This is a genomic window from Microbacterium lacticum (assembly GCF_006716815.1).
GTDB classification, from domain to species: Bacteria; Actinomycetota; Actinomycetes; order Actinomycetales; family Microbacteriaceae; genus Microbacterium; species Microbacterium lacticum.
Genome location: NZ_VFPS01000001.1, coordinates 532,609 through 549,677, shown reverse-complemented (window position 1 = coordinate 549,677; position 17,069 = coordinate 532,609). Strand labels below are relative to the sequence as shown.

Below are 17,069 nucleotides of genomic sequence, written 5' to 3'. Positions count from 1 at the left end.
ACTACCTACATGGTGACCGTTCCTTTGACCGACCCCGGTACGTCCCCCAGCAAGGCCCTCACAGCACGATCTTTGTTCGACGAGGCGGAGTGGCTTGAGGTTCGGGGTCGCGCGTTGCCGCCGTTGGTGGTCTCGGAGCTTGTGACGACTGAGGCGGATCGTGCTGAGTTCCTGCGCGGCGCGACGCTCCTGCGGTTCTTCGGTGAGCGTGCGATGGTCGGCCGTGAGCCGAAGCCGCAGCAGCTGGTCGTGGTCGATGCTCTCGCCGCGGGCGCTCAGAAGAACGCGGTGCTCCTCCCCCGGCGGTCTGCGAAGTCGACGACGCTCATCGCGGTCGGGCTCGGACGGGCGGAGGCCCGGGAGGATTACCGCGTCGGTGTCCTCACGATGACGACGGGTAAGGCGGGTCGGTCCCGTTTCATGAAGGATGTCGCGCCGGCGTTGGAGCGTGTCCCCGGTGAGCACAAGATCGTCAGGTCGGCGGGGCAGGAGCGTGTCGAGTTCCCGTCGGGTGGGATGGTGCAGTGGCTGTCGTCGCTCGAGGATCTGCGCGGTGAAGCGTTCGACCTGATCATTCTGGATGAGGCGGGAGAGCCGGACCCGCAGAAGGTGCAGGATGCGCTCGCGGCGGCGCTCCCGACGTTGGACACACGCCCGGGCGCGCAGATCGTCGTGGCGGGCACGGCGGGCAAGTACCGGACCGGGAACATGCTGTGGGAGTGGCTTGAGCTTGGGCGCGGCGGGCGGGCGGGGATCGTCGAGTACGGGATGCCGGACACGGTGCAGGACGAGGACGTCGCGACGTGGGACGCGATCCGTGATCTCGTGGTTGCTTCTCATCCGGGGATCGGGACGTTGACGACGGAGGACACGATCCGGGGGAACTACGAGACCTTGCCGCGGATCGTGTTCCTCGCGGAGTACGGCGGGATCTTCGGCGATGAGGGCGGGACGACATCCCTCTTCGACCCGCTCAAGTGGGCGCGTACTGGGTCGGATGATGACCCGGGGAAGGTGTCGCCGCCTGAGCGATGGTCTATCGCCTTCGCCCCGCACCCTGACCAGTTGTGCGTGTCGATCGTCGCCGCGTGGCGGGATGAGAAGGGGCGGGCGGTGCCGATGCTCCTCGAGCGGATCACGGGGATAGACGGGGCGGTGCCGGCGCTCAGGAAGCTGTGGGCGAAGTACAAGGTCCCGATCGTGTACGACGCGGGTAACCAGGTGGCGCAGTTGATCGTCGAGAAGGTGAACCAGCAGCGCGGTGGTGTGCGGCCGAGGTTCGAGACGTACACGTTCGCGGACGTGAAGCGGGCTGCGTCCCTGATCGTCGATGACGTCGACCGGGAGAACGTCGCCCACTGGGGTCGGCAGGTCGAGCTCAATGAGGCGATCTACAAGTCCGTGAAGCGTAAGTCGGGTGATCGTGGATGGCTGGTGGGCCGCAACCCGAAGCAACCGAATGATGATGTGACGGGGGTTGAAGCATGGGCTATGGCGCAACTGCATTACGACACGACGAAACCGAAGTCTCGGGCGCGGGGGCGGGTCGCAGCGTGAAGCGCATCAGCCTCGACGTGTCCTCTTCGGGGGTAGTCGTGAGGTGCGCGGATTGTGACTTCTGGACGGCGTTCCGGTTCACGAGGCGTGAAGGGTGGGAGGCGGCGCGGGAGCATGAACGGCGGGCGCATCCGGGTGCTCGGCAGGCGACGACGGCCCTGCATTACTACCGCAACACGCCGCGCTGAATACCCGCTCACTTCCCGATAAACCGGGTCGAACCTGGACGGGATGGGACTTCTCGACAGGATGACACGCTCGCTTCGGGTGACGGAGCGAGCATTGTCGACGCCGTTCGCTGGTGCCCCTCTGGTGTCTCCGCTGGCCGGGTCGACGTCGCAGATGTCGCGCCTCGTGTTCTCGGAGTACTTCGCGGGTGAGGTCGCTGAGGTCACGCGTGAGAGCGCACTATCGATCCCGCCGCTCAAGCGTGGGCGTGACATCCTCGTCGGCGTCATCGCCGGGATGGAACTGCAGCAGTGGCGCGACGACGTGAAGGTCCCGTCGCCGTGGCTGCTGAACAGCGCGGGCAGCGGGATCTCACCGTGGCATCGCATGGCCGGCACGATCGATGATCTGATCTTCTACGACTGGTCCGCGTGGGCTGTCTCCCGGGCAGGGTCCGACCCGACAGACCCGATCACCGACGCTCTCCGCATCCCGTTCGAACGGTGGGCGGTCGACGACTTCACCGGTGTCGTCCACGTCGACGGTGAGCAGGTCGACGCCTCACAGATCATCATCTTCCCGGGCAACGGGTCCGGCGGCATCCTCATGTCGGGTGCGCAGACGATCAAGGGCTACCGGGCGCTCGAGCGTTCATGGATCGGCCGCGCGCAGAACCCGATCCCCCTCGTCGAGTTGCACCAGACCAGCGACGACCCTCTCACTGACGGCACCGACGAGGAGGAAGAGGACGAGATCCAGCGTCTCGTCGACGAGTGGTCAGCGGCCCGCCTGTCGCCGAACGGTGCCGTCGGGTACACGCCCCACAACATCGAGGTCAAGACTCACGGGCAGTCCTCCACGGACCTGTTCGTCGAGGGTCGGAACGCTGCTGTCCTCGACGTCGCCCGCCTGTTGAACATTCCCGCGAGCCTCATCGACGGCGCGCAAACCCAAGCGTCACTCACCTACGTCACAACCGAGGGAAAGCGCAGCGAGTTCGCGGCTCTGTCGATCCCCGCATGGACGTCACCGATCGAAGCGCGCCTGTCGATGGATGACGTCGCGCCGGCCGGTGAAGTCATCCGCTACGACATGTCGTCGCTCGTCGACGTGGTCGCTGAGCCCGTCCGAACCCCGAAGGAAGACTGACCATGACCGACGCATTCTTCTCCGTGAACGTTGAGACTCGACGCATCCGCGGCCTACTGATCCCGTATGGCGAGTTGTCCGCGCCGAACGTGTCGGGGACTGAGCCGGTCATGTTCTCCGCAGGGACGGTCACGCTCCCCACCGACCCGTCGATCGTGACGCTCAACGAGGCACACGATCAGCTTGAGCCCCGAGGCCGCGCGGTCGAGCTCGAGGAGACCGCGGAGGGTGTCGTCGCGGAGTTCGAGATCGCGAAGACCCCTGAGGGTGACCAGCTGCTCGCCGCCGCTCAGCAGACGCCACGCCCCCGCCTGAGCGCCGAACTGCGCGGCCTGGTCCGCCGGGGCGCTGACGCCGTCTCATCCGCTCTGCGAGGCGCTGCTGTAGTCCCTCAGGGCGCGTTCCAATCCGCTGCACTGTTCGCCGCTCTCGACCCGATCGAAGAGGCCGTCGACGACCTCATCGAAGCTGTGGCCGACGTGGTCACTGATACCCCCGACGAGGCGCCCGCCGCGACGGATAACCCCGAGGGCGACGAGCCCGAGAAGGAGGAAGACATGACTGCTCAGGCAGCCACGGTCCCGGCGGGTCTCGTGCCCCCGGCGATCAAGAAGGACACCACGACCGCCGACGGACTGTTCGCCGCGGTCGCCGCTGTGAAGTCCGGCAACCCCGACGCTGTGAAGGCGTACACCGGCGGAGACGCCCTGTTCGCGATCTCGACGGTCCAGCACTCCGGCCCGACGACGAAGACCATCGGAGCCGACACTGAGATCCCCGCCTACGTCGGTGAACTGTGGAAGCGCCGGAAGTACGCGCAGCGGTTCATCCCGCTCCTCACCCCCGGCACCCTCACCAGCTACAAGGTGCTGGGCTGGCAGTGGGATGTCGAGCCCGAGGTAGGCGACTACGCCGGCAACACGGCGGAGATCCCGTCGAACGCGGTCGACACGAAGCCGCTGACCGCGGATGCCGCGCGCATCGCCGGCGGTCACAAGATCGACCGGAAGTATCTCGACTTCAACGACAACGGTGTGATCGCGTCGTACTTCGACCACATGACCGAGGACACCGCCCGCAAGCTCGACGCGAAGGCCCTCGCCGCGATCATCGCCGCCGCGACCACGACCGCCCCCGGCACCGTCCCCGCCGGGATCGCCAAGGGCCTGGCCGCTGTCGTCGACGGTGCGCTCGGAGTCATCGGGACGGAGAACACTCCGGCGTTCGCGCTGGTGTCTCCCGAGCTGTGGCGCGACATCATCCTCAGCCCGAAGGACGACGTCCTCGCATACCTGTCCGCAGGGTTCGGTCTCGAGGAGGGCAGCGCATCCGGGTTCAAGATCCTGCCCGCCACGATCGGTACCGGCAAGGTCATGGTCGGCGCGAAGGAAGCCATCCAGTTCTTCCAGCTCCCCGGCGCTCCCATCCGCGTCGAGGGCATCGACCCTCACCACGGCGCGTTCGACCCGGCCGTGTTCGCGTACTGGGCGCAGATCACCGCGAACACTGCGGCGATCCGTTCCGTCACCGTCGCGGCCTGACCGGTAGGGGCGTAGACGATGGATACCTGGTGGCTTACAGGGTCGGAAGGACTCTTCGACGTGTGGCCCGATGCGGGCACGCTCGACGGAGCAGTCCTGACGACCCTGCTCGAGGTCGCCAAGGAGCAGGTCATCATCTACGCCCCCGCCGGCACCCCGGTTGAGGGTGGCATCCCTGAGCGTCTCGCGCTCGCTCAACTCCGTCAGGCGCAGAACATTCACCGTGCGATCACGGTCGACGGGGGCGGGCAGATCGGCGACGGGGAAGGGTACGCGATCACCACGTACCCCCTCGACTGGCATGTGAAGAACCTGATCCGACCGAAGCGGGGGCGCATCAGTGTCCGTTAGGTCGTGGCTCAAGGAGACTCTCACGGTCCCGGCCGGGTGGGAGTGGATCAGCGAGCAGCGTGTGCCCGACGTGATCGGCAAGATCACCGTGATCACGAAGCACTCGCGCATCGAACCGCTCGAGGAGGGCAGCGTCGGCCAGTTGCGGCACACGGTCGTCCTGTCCGTGTTCTCACCGTTGCAGACGATCGCGACCGCTGAGGACTCCCTCGACGACTCTGTGACCGTCCTTCTCACCGAAATCGACGCGCACGATCAGATCCGTTTCGAGTCGGCCGAGAAGGTCATCTCCCCCAATCAGAACTACTTCGGGTGGGACATCTCCCTCTCCGTCATCACCAACCCTGAGCCTGAGGAGGCCTGATCATGGCTGACGCTCCCAACGTCGCTACGTACAACAAGTCCGGTGTCATCAAGATCGGTGCCGACAACTTCACGAAGGGCGTGTCGAGCTTCGCGCTCGTCCCGACCACGCAGACCGAGCAGCGCGTCGACATCGGCGGCGGTGTGCAGTCCCTCGTCGGCGACACGACGTGGATGGTGCAGATCACGTTCGACCAGGACTGGGCGTCCGTGGGCTCCCTGTCCCGCAAGAGCATCGAGTGGGCCGGGGAGACCAAGATCATCGAGTTCACCCCGCAGACCGGCGCGGAGGTCATCACCGTCGAGGTCGTGTTCCAGCCGTCGCAGATCGGCGGCGCGTCGAAGCAGGTCAACACGGCGACCCTGAACCTCGGCGTGAACGGTCAGCCCGACTTCAGCGCCGGGGCGTAACTCTCATGGCGGGGCGGATCTCGCTTCTCGTCTCCCACGACATGCGCGTGCTCGTGGAGGCGGTGCGCGGCATGGACGCGGACGTGAGGAAGCAGATCCGCACCCACACCCGTCAGCAGGCGGCACCCCTGTGGAAGTCGGAGATCGCGCAGCACACCGGCACCCGGTTGCAGAACCGTGTCCTCGTCGACTCGGCGCGCGTGTCCGTCACCGATCAGAACGTGATGATCAAGTCCGCGCAGGTCGGGAAGCTGTCTTCCGGTGTCCCGGTGTCGAAGCTTGCGGGGCCGGCGGAGTTCGGCGGGTTCGAGGGGAAGCAGATCAAGCAGCGCTCCGGTCGCGGCCCGAACAAGGTCTACACGCGGCGGATGGGTAACGCGTTCGGCCACCCGATCCGCAAGGGCAAAGTGTTCTTCCCTGCCGCGCACGAATCGATCCCTCGTGTCGCGTCGCTGTGGTTCCAGACCGCGTACCGGACTGTGGCGGAGACGTTCGAGAAGGCGGGTCGCTGATGGCTGGTTACACCGTCGGGATCAACTCCGAGACGAAGGCGTTCAAGCAGGGCATCGACTCGGGGATCATCGCCCCGCTCGAGGATGCGCAAGACGAACTCCTGAAGCTGGGGAAGTCGCGCGGGCCGGAAGAGCTCGAACGGGCGATGAAGGATGCGCAGGACGAGACGAAGAGGCTCGAGCGGGAGACGAAGGACACCGCCGACGCGATCGAGAAGGAGTACAAGCGCGCCTACCGCGAAGCGAAGGACTCTGCCCGTGACGGGATGGGCAAAGCAGGCGAAGCGGGGAAGGAGTTCAAGGACGAGACCCTCGCGAACCTGTCCGAAGTGACCTCCTCGTTCAACGGGTCGATGGAGTCTGTCGGCGACCTCGTGCAGGGCACTCTCGGTGGCCTCACCCAAGGACTCGGCCCCGCCCTCGGTGGCGCTGCAGCAGCCGCCGCGGCCGGTATCGGCGTCATCACCGAAGCCTTCACCAACGCCGGCGAGGCGGCCGACGAAGCCCGCGATAGTGCGTTCCAGTTCGCGTACGACGTGCAGGGAGCGCTCGACAATGCCGGGTACACCGAACGCGTCGCGCAGTGGACGAGCGACACCGAGAAGCTGAAGCAGGCGCAAGACATCGCGAAGGTTTCCGGGCAGGACGTCGCCGACGTGATCGACGCTCTCGCATCGGGAGGCGACAAACTCGATGGGCTCTGGGCCGCTTTTGAGGAAGGCGCGAATACGACCGACGTCGCCAGCGGCCGCGCGCTCGAACTCGAGTCGGCCCTCAAGGGCACGATGGAGGGCTACCTGAACGGCGGGGACGCCGCGAAGCTCGCGGCGAAGCTGACCTACGAGTACGCGACCAGTGTCGGTGAAGCCACCGGCGAGACCGACGACCTCGGCAACGCGATCATGCGTCTTCCCGATGGGAAGGAGATCGTCGTCGACGCGAACACGAAGACCGCGTACGAAGACATCGACGCGATCGAGAAACGCCGGATCGCGGACAAGACCATCAAGCTCCACGTCGACACATCCGATTGGGACAACTACACACCCAAACAGAAGTACGCGGAGATCAAGGCCGTGCAGGCAGAGAACGCGACGAGGTACATCCCGTGACCACTTTCACCCGCTACCCGTACGCGGGGCCCAGCGACCAACTCGTCGTGTCGACCGTTGAGTCTCCCTGGTCCTCAGTGCGCACCGTGCGCACCATCGAACACCAGCTGCTCGAGTCGTCGATGACGCTGTACACGCTCCGCCCGCCGCGTCCCAGCGCCGGCACGATGAAGCTCCGCCTCCCGAGTATCACCGCCGCGCACGCCGCGCGCGACTTCTTCTCCACCCCCTCCGAGTTCGGGATGTCGCCCGTCAACCCTCCCGAGCTCGCCGGCCGGTTCGTCGTCACGGGCGGCGACATCACCGTCGCGCAGGACGTCGGGTCGTGGGTTGTGAGCCTCCCGTGGAGAGAGGTGCTCGGATGAGTTCCGTCACCTACGAATACGAAGCTCAGGTCAGGTCCGGGGCAACCTGGCTCGACCTGCCCGTAACGGCGATCAAACCTTCCGCGCACCTCGACCGCGTCCCGTTCACGTCCGCGGTCATCGAACTCGGCCCCGTCAACAACGCCACGTGGGCGCTCCTCGACGCGCGCGCCGTGGACCCCCACTTGCGCGGGCAGGTCCGGTGGAAGATCCGCCAGCAAGATGTCGACGGCACTTTGCTCGGCCGCCTCCCCCACGTCACGGACAACTCCGACGAATGGGCGTCGATGTTTGTCCGGAACGCGACCCGCACCCTCAACAGCATCACCCTCAACCTCGGCGGCGGGGAGACCATGGTCGACGACCGGCTCGTCCTCGAAGACACGGGGCGCCTCGCCTCGGGATACGAGATCTCTCGTGTCCTCGCGGCTGCTCGTAACGCTGGCGAGTACGTCGACGCGCTGCTCACCCTCACCTTCGGACCCACGACCACGACCGCCGCGGACGCGCTGGCGAGCGCTGCGCGCGACGTGCCTCTCTACTCCACGCTCACACGCGTCGGGATGGACGCCCAGTTCCCCGCCCCGCAGGGCGCATCCTTCGCCCAGCTCATCGACACTGAGCTCTCCTCCGCCGGATGCCGCCTCCTTGACGCGTGGGGGGTCGGATGGTTCATCTGCGACCGAGACCACCCGCCCGTCTTCCCCGGCGCTCCCACGACCCACCGGTGGGCGTCCCACGAAGACGTGCCCGACGGCGTCGACCCGATCATCACCGACTACCAAGAGACGATCACTCGGGACGGGGACTGGGCGGACACCATCGTCGTGACCGGGGAGAGCGGATCGCTGAGCGAGACGCGCACCTGGCGCCACTCCGCGGAGGGCGGCAACCGCTCGCGCGGCCGCGTGATCCCCGCCAACTCCCTCGAGCCCTCCGGCAACATCGCCGCAAGCATCGCAGCGCGCGCGTACCGCCGCGGGCACGACATCACCATCACAGCCCGCATCGCACTCGACGTCGCACCAGGGACGCTCGTCGAGATGCACCTCAAATCCGGTGTCACGACTGCAGAGATCGTGTCCGTGGACTGGGACACCGCAGCCGGCGAGATGACCGTACACGCCCGCTCCGCCGCCACCATGCCCGTCGACAGAGACACCCGAGACACCTCCACCCGCATCTCCGGCGACCGCGCACTCGAGCAGGCGCGCGCCCTCGCGGACCAGGTGCTGATCGCCGCGGACTCTGCGACGGTCTCGAGGATCAGGGAGACCAACCAACAACTGCATCTCGCGTTTCGAGGGACGGTTTGACATGACGAACGTCGAGAACATGGTGACCGAGTTCCTGCCGCAGATGCGAGCACACATCATCGGCAAGTACGGATGGCTCGAACGGCGCGGCAACTGCATGATCACTGTCGACGACATGATCCAGGTCGCCTCGATCGCGCTCCTGCGACACGTCGACCGGTGGCCTCGCATCGCCGCAGACCGCGGCTGGGACCCCAACAACAATGACGGTGCCTTCTACGTGATGCTCAAGGAGGACGTGAAGCGCTCCATCATGAAGTACCGACGTCGCGAGGCCGGGGACCCCGAGCCCGGCGAGCAGAACCCCATCGCGGTCAGCTTCGACGACCATCCCCTGTTCGAGCACGGGGGCGAGGGTGAGAACACCGACGCCGAGTACCGCACCTCCTTGAATGCCCCGTCGATGCTCCCTCACTGGAAGATGCTGCAATCGACCGTCGTGGACTACTACGTCTTCCTGCAGAAGCGTGACAAGGTGCAGATCGCGCTGCGCTACTTCGACGAGCTCTCCCACGCGTCGACCGCCGAGCTCATTGGAATTAGCACCGCGGCATCGAAGCGGCGGATCACCACCCTCCGCAGCGGGTGGGTTGATCACGCACGGAACCAGTTCACCGACCACTACGTGCCGCTCGCAGACCCCGCACAGAACCTGCGATGGACGCCGCCGCCGGCGCTCGAAGCGTACGTGCGAGACCGTCACCGAATGAACCTCGACGAGTACCTGGGTATCGTGACGATCGCCTTCCGGGAGGATGTGTCATACCTCACCGACATCCTCAGCGAGGGGCGCCACTACGGAGCGACCGCGCACGCTGCGTCCCGCGCCCTGTCGCCCTTCCAAGAGGCGCAGGTCGACAAGTGGATGTCATCGGGGATGTCGCAGAAGCAGATCGCCGACGACCTCGGTGTCGCCTACCACCACGTCAACCAGTACGTGAAGAGCGGCCGGCGGTCCGTCTACGCCGCGTGATGTCGGCGGGCGGTCTTATCCTCAGCCCATGGCAAAGATTCAGCGGTATATCGACGACCAAAAGATCATCGACTACGTCTCGACTGCATATGGCTTCGATCAGGGCAAGTCCCACGACGTCTCCGTGGAGATCGAGTCCCAGCCGCCCGTGATGAATTCGTCCACCTCGCACGTCGTGAAGGTGACCGTGTCCTACGGCCTGAAGCTAGACGAGGTGGACAAGCTCACCGAGCTCTAGCGATGGCATCACCCCGCATTTACCCCGCACATTCAGCGAGTCGTCGGGATGCGGCGTGACGCGAGGAGAGAGGCCGCATGACGGGCGGGATGGGGTTGAGGGAGGGCCGCTATGGTGGCCCTGTCCATAGTCGGGGAAGGAGCCGGGGGTATTTCGCACCCCTCGTAGCGGCCCTCCCTCAACCCCATCCCGCAAGACGCGACACAACGGTGTCGGCGGGCGGTCCTAGCCTCAGAGCATGACAAACATCAACGTTCCGATCCCAGAGGATGTCACCCCCGAGGAAGAGGAAGCTCTCATCAACGCGGCGATCGACAAGCGCATCAACGACGACGTCGACGACATGCTCAGCGGCTTTGGAGGCTAGTCCGCAGAAAGTCCGCAGAAGTCTCACTGAGGCGCCCTAGCGTCGCCCGTGGAGACAGCGGGAACCGCGGAATCACGCGGCAGACACGGCACCCGCCACCGCCCGCCAGGCCCGGGATACTACGAGCTGTACTTCGGGGTCTGATTCCGGGAGGCCCTCAGAGCCACACTTCCGGTTCTTGAGACCAGCGATTTACTGAGCCCCAGGCGGGGGTTGCCGTCTGGGGCTCAGTCTATCTCTGGACGTTTACGGACGGCTACGGGCAGTAAACGGACAGGTTTTCGGGGCTCTTCACGATTGAGGGTGTAGCGCGGGTCTGAATCCTCCGGCTTCGAGCAGCGACCGGGCGATGTAGTGGGTGAGGTTGCGGAAGCCGAGCGCTGAGCCGCGGAGGTGTTCGAGCCGCCCGTTGATCGCCTCCGTCGGCCCGTTGGACGTGCCGGGGCGGTCGAAGAACGCGAGGATGTCGACGGCACGCTGTGTCATGGTGCGACCGAGTTTGCGGATCTCGACCAGCGCCGCGGGGACCCCTGTGGTGATCGCATCGATCACGGACTGCATCATCTCCTTGGCCTTCTTCTTGTCGGGCTCCCGGTAGGCGGCGACGATGCGCTGGTAGATGCCCCAAGTCGCTTCGACCTCGACGTGCTCCTCACTCGCGAACACCGCGTCCAGTCGAACGCGCTGCCGGTCGGTGAGCAGGTCCGCGCCGGTGTGCAGGGTGCGGCGGGCCTTGTAGAGCGGGTCGTTCTTCATCCCGCGGCGCCCGAACAGGTCTTGCTGGACGCGCCTGCGGCACTGGTCCAACGCGTCGCCGGCGAGGCGGACGACGTGGAAGGGATCCATGACCGGGACGGCGTCGGGGAGTTCTTCGGCGGCGGCGGTCTTGAAGCCTGCGAACCCGTCCATCGCGACGACTTCGATCTGCTTGCTCCACTCGGTCGGCCGCGCCGCGAGCCACTGCTTGAACACCGCCTTCGAGCGTCCCTCGATCATGTCCAGCAGTCGTGCGGGACCCGTCTTCTCACGGGCTGGGGTGAGGTCGATGATCACGGTCACGTACTTGTCGCCGACCCTGGTGTGACGCCAGACGTGCTCGTCAACGCCGATCGTGGTCACCCCATCGAACCGGGCAGGGTCCTCGATGAGTCGGCGCTTGCCCTCGGCGAGCACCGCGGTGTTCGCGGCGCTCCAGGACACCCCGAGGCCCGCGGCGACACGGGTCACGGTGAGGTGGTCGATGACGACGCCCCGCAACGCCCACTCCACGCCGAGGCGGGAGATCTTCGCCCGCGGCGCCGCCGCGTTCGTCATGTCCTGCCGCCACGCCCGTCGGCAGTGCGCGCACCGGTACCGGCGCACCCGCACCAGCAGCGTCGTCGGCCGATGCCCGAACGGCTCATGCGCGAGCCGACGCGTCACTGTGTCTCTCGGCACGCCCTCCGACCCGCACCTCCGGCACCACGGGTCCGTCTCGACTGGCCGGCACTCGATCGTCGCCCGATCCGGCTCGATCAACTGGCCCACGGCGACGAGCCCGAGCTCATCGAGGCGGCAGAACGTCGTCAGGTCAGGGGTCGCGAACGTAGGGTGGAGCACGTCGAGGTCTTTCGGCGATGGTGAGCGTGAAGAACTTCCATCATCCGGGAGACCTCGACCCCTACCCGGCCACCGACGCGCTCAACCGACTACACCCTCGTTCGTGAAGAGCCGTTTTCGGACAGGGTGGTTCACCGCTTCCGCCCACGCGCAGCGATGGCAGGAGGCACGAGCTGCGGGCCTGCACTGTAGTAGTGCCCCATAAGGTGGTGTAGCCCGCGGTGGCCGGCCTCGTCGTGAACGTGGGCGCGGTCACCGTGTGATCCTTCGAGGAATCTCCCACATCCCACTCGAAAGGCATCATCACGATGACCGCACCTCATATTGTCGACCCTGCCCGCCTGCTCGGTGAAGCCCTCGCCGATTCGTCCCCGGATCTGATGCGCAGCCTACTGCAGACGATGATCAACGCGCTCCTGTCCGCGGACGCGGACGCCGTCGTCGGCGCCGAATGGGGCCAGCCCTCACCCGACCGGGTGACGCAGCGCAACGGCTACCGGCACCGCGACCTCGATACCCGGGTCGGCACCATCGACGTTCAGATCCCGAAACTGCGGCAAGGGACGTACTTCCCGGAATGGCTGCTGGAACGCCGCAAACGCGCCGAGACCGCGCTGATCACGGTCGTCGCGGACTGCTACCTCGCCGGCGTCTCGACCCGCCGGATGGACAAGCTGGTCAAGACCCTCGGGATCCACTCGCTGTCGAAGTCGCAGGTCTCCCGGATGGCCGCGGACCTCGACGAACACGTCGACCAGTTCCGCCACCGCCCCCTCGGCGACGCCGGCCCGTTCACGTTCGTCGCCGCGGTGCGGACGACGTGGACGGCATCGTCGACGACACCATCGCGGCAGTCCCCCGCGGCAGGGAGATCCACCGGTGGCCCCGTTGGGAACTTGACATGCGTCAGGCGCCAAAACGCGTGAAAGGTCAGTTGACGGGCCGGGCGGGTTGGTCCGCGAGCAGGCGCGCGGCCTCTGGCGCGAAGGGCGCTTCGACCTGGACCTCGTACCGGCCGGCTTCGAGCGTTTCGACGGAATCGAAACCCCGTCGCCCGCCGGTGGTGAGGTGCGCGATGAAGTACATCAACGCGCCCCACACCGCGCCGGAAACGACGGAGATCGCGACGATAGCCAACCAGCCGAAGCCGGGCGCGAACAGGCCGAACAGCAACCCGATGAGGAGACCGAACCAGGCGCCGGCGGCCGCGCCACGAAGCGCGGCCTTGCCTGTAGTGATACGACCGAGAACATGCTCGACGACACGCACATCGAAGCCGACAATGGCGACGCGCTCGACGGGAAAACCTGCGTCGGCGAGACGATCGACGGCCGCTTGGGCGCTGGCATAGTCAGCGTATTCCGCAATTGCCTGCTTCCAGCGGGGGTCCGCGGTGTACTCGAACTCCTCAGGACTGCTGGCGGAGGACGGGTCGCCGGGTGTGTCGGTGCTAGTCACGGTGAACTCCAATTGACGCGATGAATGAGAGGGTGGTTGGGTGTGGCGGGCGAGCGCTTCAGATGTTCGTCCACCCCCAATCCGTCCAATGCGGACGGATCGAGCGTTTGTCGACCTGATTCGCTGTCGTGGGCCGCGACGCGGCGTGCTGGTAAAGTCTGGTTGATGACGAGCCGATGCTCGACCATGTGAGGCACTCTCCGGACCACTGCGTACACGCCAAATCTCCGGGGCGCGCGAGGTCAGCCCTGTTGGATCGGTTGCTTGCCAACCTCGCCCTGATCAGCGGCCGAGTTCTGAGTCATCACTTGAACCTTGCGCGGCTTGGCCCTTTCGCTGACCGGGATGACCAATCTCAGCACACCGTCCTCATACGAGGCCGAGATGTTGGCCGAATCGACGCCCTCACCGATGCTGAACTGACGCAGGTATGTGCCTGCGGGGCGCTCCTGTAGAAGCCACTTGGCGCCGTCGGCGCGCGCGGCGGAGCGCTGCGCACGGATGGTCAGGAGCTGACCATCCACATCGATGTCCACCGACCCAGGGTCCACCCCGGGCAGGTCCGCGGAAAGGATATAGCGGTCGCCGTCGCGGTAAAGGTCCACGGGCATCACTCGCGGTCCCGGGCGAGACTGGATCAGCACGGAGGCGAGCCGGTCGATCTCGCTGAAAGGATCAAATGACATTGCCATGTTGTGTTGCTTCCTTTCTTCAATTGGGTGTCAGGTGGTTATGACGAATACAATTGTAGCACTCCACCCCGAGAGTGCCACTCATTCTTGGCAATATTTGAGGGAGATTGGGTTAGCACCGTTTGAGCGACAGCCCGTGCGAGCCGCTTGCCGATGAGATGGTTGGTCGCGCGGACTCGCCGGACCCGGATGCCCCGCATCCGTTCGACGATGCGCAGCGCGGCTTCTGACCGGAACTCGTCGAGGTCGCCCATGATCACGTCCACGGGCGCCTTCACGTGAGCGAGATCGCTGAGAGTGGTCTGCGACTCGATAGAGTGCTGTAACGATTTGACGAACGGCTCCCAGTTGCGTTCGGTGATGTCCACGGCCTTCGGGATGGGAACAAGTCGCTGGACCAGGGCGGCACTACGAAGCGTGAACTCTCGGTTCGTTCGCAGGTACTCGTAGAGCCGGAGGTAGAAGCTCATTCGTGCGCGCTCGAATGTATCGCCGATCTCCGTCGGGGAGAGGTAGATAGGCGGGCTGACCATAACGAGTCCAGAGACTCGCCGTGGATTACGTGCGGCATACCGGGCGGCGATGAGCGCGCCCATGGAATGGCCGACGACCGTGAACGGTTCCCGCAGCCGCAGTGATGCCACCGTGCGCTCAATGGCAGCCGCGTGCTCGGCGAGGGTGTAGTCCGCCCAGGCGGGGGCAGGTGACTCCCCGAAACCGAGCAGGTCGATGGCGATGCAGCGGCGCGTGCTCTCAAGCAGCGGAAGGACGTTATGGAACGTCACCGATGAGGAGGCGATGCCGTGCAGCAGAATGACCGTCGGGCCCTCCCCCCGCTCCGCGGCGATGTGAAGGACCGGCATTCGCCGTGCCAGGCGCAGCGGCCAGGTGAGCGCCGCCCTCATGCGCCCACCCGGTTGTGACGACCCTTGGAGAGGTACTCGTGGATCTGTCCGACCGCGCTGGCGCCCTCCCCAACCGCTGAGGTCATGCGCTTCACCGAACCATGCCGCACATCGCCGACTGCGAAGATGCCCGGGACGGTGGTTTCCAGCGAGAATCGGGCGGAGCCGGACGAGTGAAAGCCGGCGAGCTCGGCGTCCGATCCGGTGAGGATGTATCCGTCGGCATCGCGCTGCACCCCGACGGTCAGCCTGTCGGTGGCGGGGACGGCGCCGATGAACACGAACACGTACCCGACCTCAAGTTCCCGCAGTTCACCGTGTGCACTTCGGACGGTGATTCGTTCCAGCCGACCGTCGCCGTCCGCGTCGACGACTTCCGATGACAGCAGCACCTCGATGCGGGGGTGATTCTGAATCTGGTCCACGAGGTAGCGTGACATCCCCGCCTCCAGCTCCGCCGCCCGCACCACCAGGTACACGCGGGAGGAGGTGCGGGCAAGGAACAGCGCCGCTTGGCCGGCGGAGTTCCCGCCGCCGACGACGGCGACCGGCGCGTCCCCGCACACCCGCGCTTCCTGCGCGGTCGCGGCGTAAAAGACGTTGGAGGTCTGGAACCTGTCCAAACCCGCGGCGGAAAGTGACCGGTATCTGACTCCTGTGGCCAGCACGACGACCTCCGAGGTCACCTCACGGCCGTCATCGAACACGACCCGTAACCTGTCGTCATCCTCGACGATCTCCATCACAGTAGCGGGGATCTCCAAGGTGGCTCCGAACTTCCGAACCTGCAGGACGCTGCGGTCCGCAAGCTCGGCACCGGAGATCCCGGCGGGAAAGCCGAGGTAGTTCTCGATCCTCGCCGACGTGCCCGCCTGCCCGCCGGTTGCCACCGAATCGCACAGGTACACCGACAGCCCGTCCGACGTCGCGTACACCGCCGATGCCAACCCGGCGGGTCCTGCCCCGACCACGACGACGTCGCAGGTCGTCGGCGGTGCCGGGGGTCGCATTCCGAGTTCAGCGGCCAGCCGGGCCGGCGTGGCGGCCAGCACCGTGCGGGCGCCGCCGAGGATGACCAGGGGGAAGTCGGCTACCGTCGCGCCCAGCCGGCGGACCAACTGCTCCGCTTTCTCGTCCTTGTCCAAGTCGACCAGCCGGTGGGGGAGCCGGTTGCGGGCGACGAAGTCCAAGAGCTCACGGGTCTGAGGGGAGAAGCACGAGCCCACGACCCGCAACCCGGCGCCGACGCCGATGGCGAGGGAGCGTCTGATGAGGTAGGCGCGCAGGATGATCTCGCCCAGAAGCGGGTCGGAGGTGACGATGGCCTCCAGTTCCTCCACGGGGATCTCCGCGACCTCGGCGGCGTCGATGGCGGACACGAACTCGAACGAGGGCTGCCCTTCCAGCAGCCCCACATCCCCGACGAACCGTCCCCGGCCGTGCACGCCCACCGTCGACGGCTCGTCCGCTGGGCGCGGGTCGTCTGCTGGTTCGGTATCCGTGGTCAGCAGGTAGCCGTCCAGCACGACGTACAGCGACGAGGGGTGATCTCCGGGTCGGATGAGCACCTCGCCCTTGGCGAGCCGCCGCCGCCTCCCGCGTTCAAGCAGCACGTCGACCTGTTCATCAGACAGGCGAGGAAACGCGCCGACGGGGTCGGGGGTTTCGGTCTGCGGGAGGTAGGTGTCGGAGGGGTCGGGGGTTTCGGTCTGCGGGAGGTGGGTGTCGGAGGGGTCGGGAGCGTCGCTCATAGGTACGCTTCGTCCAAATAGCACCAGCTCCAGTTCTCCCCCGGTTCCAGGGAGCGCACGATGGGATGCCCTTGCGTGAACGCGTGCGCGCGGGCGTGGCGCATCGGGGATGAGTCGCAGCAGCCGACCTTCCCGCACGTCCGGCACATCCGAAGGTGCACCCACCGCGTACCGGCGGCTACGCAGTCCTCACACATGCCGGGGGTGCGGGGCCGGACGGGGCGGATGAGGGGAGCGTGCG

The 17,069-nt window shown here is 66.2% G+C and carries 20 protein-coding genes and 1 pseudogene; 14 read left to right on the top strand and 7 right to left on the bottom strand.

Annotated features, from left to right (window positions below; genetic code table 11):
• The first annotated feature begins 24 nt into the window (after positions 1-24).
• The 13 genes from FHX68_RS02625 (at position 25) to FHX68_RS16090 (ending at position 10,423) form a co-directional block, all read left to right on the top strand.
• Complete coding sequence (locus FHX68_RS02625; protein WP_141920024.1) at positions 25-1,557, top strand: hypothetical protein; 1,533 nt, start codon at positions 25-27, stop codon at positions 1,555-1,557.
• 312 nt (positions 1,558-1,869) lie between these two features.
• Positions 1,870-2,874: a phage portal family protein gene (locus FHX68_RS02620; protein ID WP_170219037.1), complete on the top strand. Its 1,005-nt coding sequence runs from the start codon at positions 1,870-1,872 to the stop codon at positions 2,872-2,874.
• A gap of 2 nt (positions 2,875-2,876) precedes the next feature.
• Positions 2,877-4,415 carry a phage major capsid protein gene (locus FHX68_RS02615; RefSeq protein WP_141379659.1) on the top strand — a complete coding sequence of 513 codons (1,539 nt, stop codon included), beginning with the start codon at positions 2,877-2,879 and terminating at the stop codon, positions 4,413-4,415.
• Positions 4,416-4,433: 18 nt separating this feature from the next.
• Positions 4,434-4,766, top strand: a complete 333-nt coding sequence (locus FHX68_RS02610) for a hypothetical protein (RefSeq protein ID WP_141379658.1) — start codon at positions 4,434-4,436, stop codon at positions 4,764-4,766.
• The gene (locus FHX68_RS02605; protein WP_141379657.1) at positions 4,756-5,130 is read left to right on the top strand and encodes a hypothetical protein; all 375 of its coding nucleotides are present in this window, start codon (positions 4,756-4,758) and stop codon (positions 5,128-5,130) included. Before FHX68_RS02610 ends, FHX68_RS02605 begins: the two co-directional genes overlap by 11 nt.
• A 2-nt stretch (positions 5,131-5,132) precedes the next feature.
• Positions 5,133-5,540: a hypothetical protein gene (locus tag FHX68_RS02600; protein ID WP_141379656.1), complete on the top strand. Its 408-nt coding sequence runs from the start codon at positions 5,133-5,135 to the stop codon at positions 5,538-5,540.
• A gap of 5 nt (positions 5,541-5,545) precedes the next feature.
• A complete protein-coding gene (locus FHX68_RS02595) occupies positions 5,546-6,052 on the top strand; it encodes a hypothetical protein (protein WP_141379655.1) in 507 nt (168 codons plus the stop codon).
• Complete coding sequence (locus FHX68_RS02590; protein WP_141379654.1) at positions 6,052-7,164, top strand: hypothetical protein; 1,113 nt, start codon at positions 6,052-6,054, stop codon at positions 7,162-7,164. The genes FHX68_RS02595 and FHX68_RS02590 overlap by 1 nt, the downstream gene beginning before the upstream one ends.
• Positions 7,161-7,529 carry a hypothetical protein gene (locus tag FHX68_RS02585; protein ID WP_141379653.1) on the top strand — a complete coding sequence of 123 codons (369 nt, stop codon included), beginning with the start codon at positions 7,161-7,163 and terminating at the stop codon, positions 7,527-7,529. The genes FHX68_RS02590 and FHX68_RS02585 overlap by 4 nt, the downstream gene beginning before the upstream one ends.
• Positions 7,526-8,845: a hypothetical protein gene (locus FHX68_RS02580; RefSeq protein ID WP_141379652.1), complete on the top strand. Its 1,320-nt coding sequence runs from the start codon at positions 7,526-7,528 to the stop codon at positions 8,843-8,845. The genes FHX68_RS02585 and FHX68_RS02580 overlap by 4 nt, the downstream gene beginning before the upstream one ends.
• Before the next feature lies 1 nt (position 8,846).
• Positions 8,847-9,818, top strand: coding sequence for a hypothetical protein (locus FHX68_RS02575; RefSeq protein ID WP_141379651.1), 972 nt, complete (start codon positions 8,847-8,849; stop codon positions 9,816-9,818).
• Positions 9,819-9,846: 28 nt separating this feature from the next.
• On the top strand, positions 9,847-10,056 hold the full coding sequence (locus FHX68_RS02570; RefSeq protein WP_141379650.1) for a hypothetical protein: 210 nt from the start codon (positions 9,847-9,849) through the stop codon (positions 10,054-10,056).
• A gap of 238 nt (positions 10,057-10,294) precedes the next feature.
• Positions 10,295-10,423, top strand: coding sequence for a hypothetical protein (locus FHX68_RS16090; RefSeq protein WP_255314008.1), 129 nt, complete (start codon positions 10,295-10,297; stop codon positions 10,421-10,423).
• Between the two features lie 291 nt (positions 10,424-10,714).
• Here the strand turns inward: FHX68_RS16090 and FHX68_RS02565 are convergent, their stop codons facing one another.
• Positions 10,715-12,022, bottom strand: coding sequence for an ISL3 family transposase (locus FHX68_RS02565; RefSeq protein ID WP_141920021.1), 1,308 nt, complete (start codon positions 12,020-12,022; stop codon positions 10,715-10,717).
• A gap of 308 nt (positions 12,023-12,330) precedes the next feature.
• On the opposite strand from FHX68_RS02565, the pseudogene FHX68_RS02560 reads away from it, so the two are divergent.
• Positions 12,331-12,831 (top strand): annotated as a pseudogene (locus tag FHX68_RS02560) (transposase); the annotation flags it as partial.
• A gap of 121 nt (positions 12,832-12,952) precedes the next feature.
• Here the strand turns inward: FHX68_RS02560 and FHX68_RS02555 are convergent.
• From FHX68_RS02555 to FHX68_RS15680, 6 genes are read right to left on the bottom strand one after another with little or no spacing between them, the layout of a single operon-like run.
• Complete coding sequence (locus tag FHX68_RS02555) at positions 12,953-13,480, bottom strand: general stress protein (protein ID WP_141381312.1); 528 nt, start codon at positions 13,478-13,480, stop codon at positions 12,953-12,955.
• Positions 13,477-13,668: a hypothetical protein gene (locus tag FHX68_RS02550; protein ID WP_141381313.1), complete on the bottom strand. Its 192-nt coding sequence runs from the start codon at positions 13,666-13,668 to the stop codon at positions 13,477-13,479. The genes FHX68_RS02555 and FHX68_RS02550 overlap by 4 nt, the downstream gene beginning before the upstream one ends.
• Before the next feature lie 54 nt (positions 13,669-13,722).
• The gene (locus tag FHX68_RS02545) at positions 13,723-14,172 is read right to left on the bottom strand and encodes an Hsp20/alpha crystallin family protein (RefSeq protein ID WP_141381314.1); all 450 of its coding nucleotides are present in this window, start codon (positions 14,170-14,172) and stop codon (positions 13,723-13,725) included.
• Positions 14,173-14,210: 38 nt separating this feature from the next.
• Positions 14,211-15,077: an alpha/beta fold hydrolase gene (locus FHX68_RS02540; RefSeq protein WP_141381315.1), complete on the bottom strand. Its 867-nt coding sequence runs from the start codon at positions 15,075-15,077 to the stop codon at positions 14,211-14,213.
• Positions 15,074-16,828, bottom strand: a complete 1,755-nt coding sequence (locus FHX68_RS02535; protein WP_141381316.1) for an FAD-dependent oxidoreductase — start codon at positions 16,826-16,828, stop codon at positions 15,074-15,076. The genes FHX68_RS02540 and FHX68_RS02535 overlap by 4 nt, the downstream gene beginning before the upstream one ends.
• Positions 16,825-17,025 carry a UBP-type zinc finger domain-containing protein gene (locus FHX68_RS15680; RefSeq protein ID WP_255314041.1) on the bottom strand — a complete coding sequence of 67 codons (201 nt, stop codon included), beginning with the start codon at positions 17,023-17,025 and terminating at the stop codon, positions 16,825-16,827. The genes FHX68_RS02535 and FHX68_RS15680 overlap by 4 nt, the downstream gene beginning before the upstream one ends.
• Positions 17,026-17,069 lie beyond the last annotated feature (44 nt).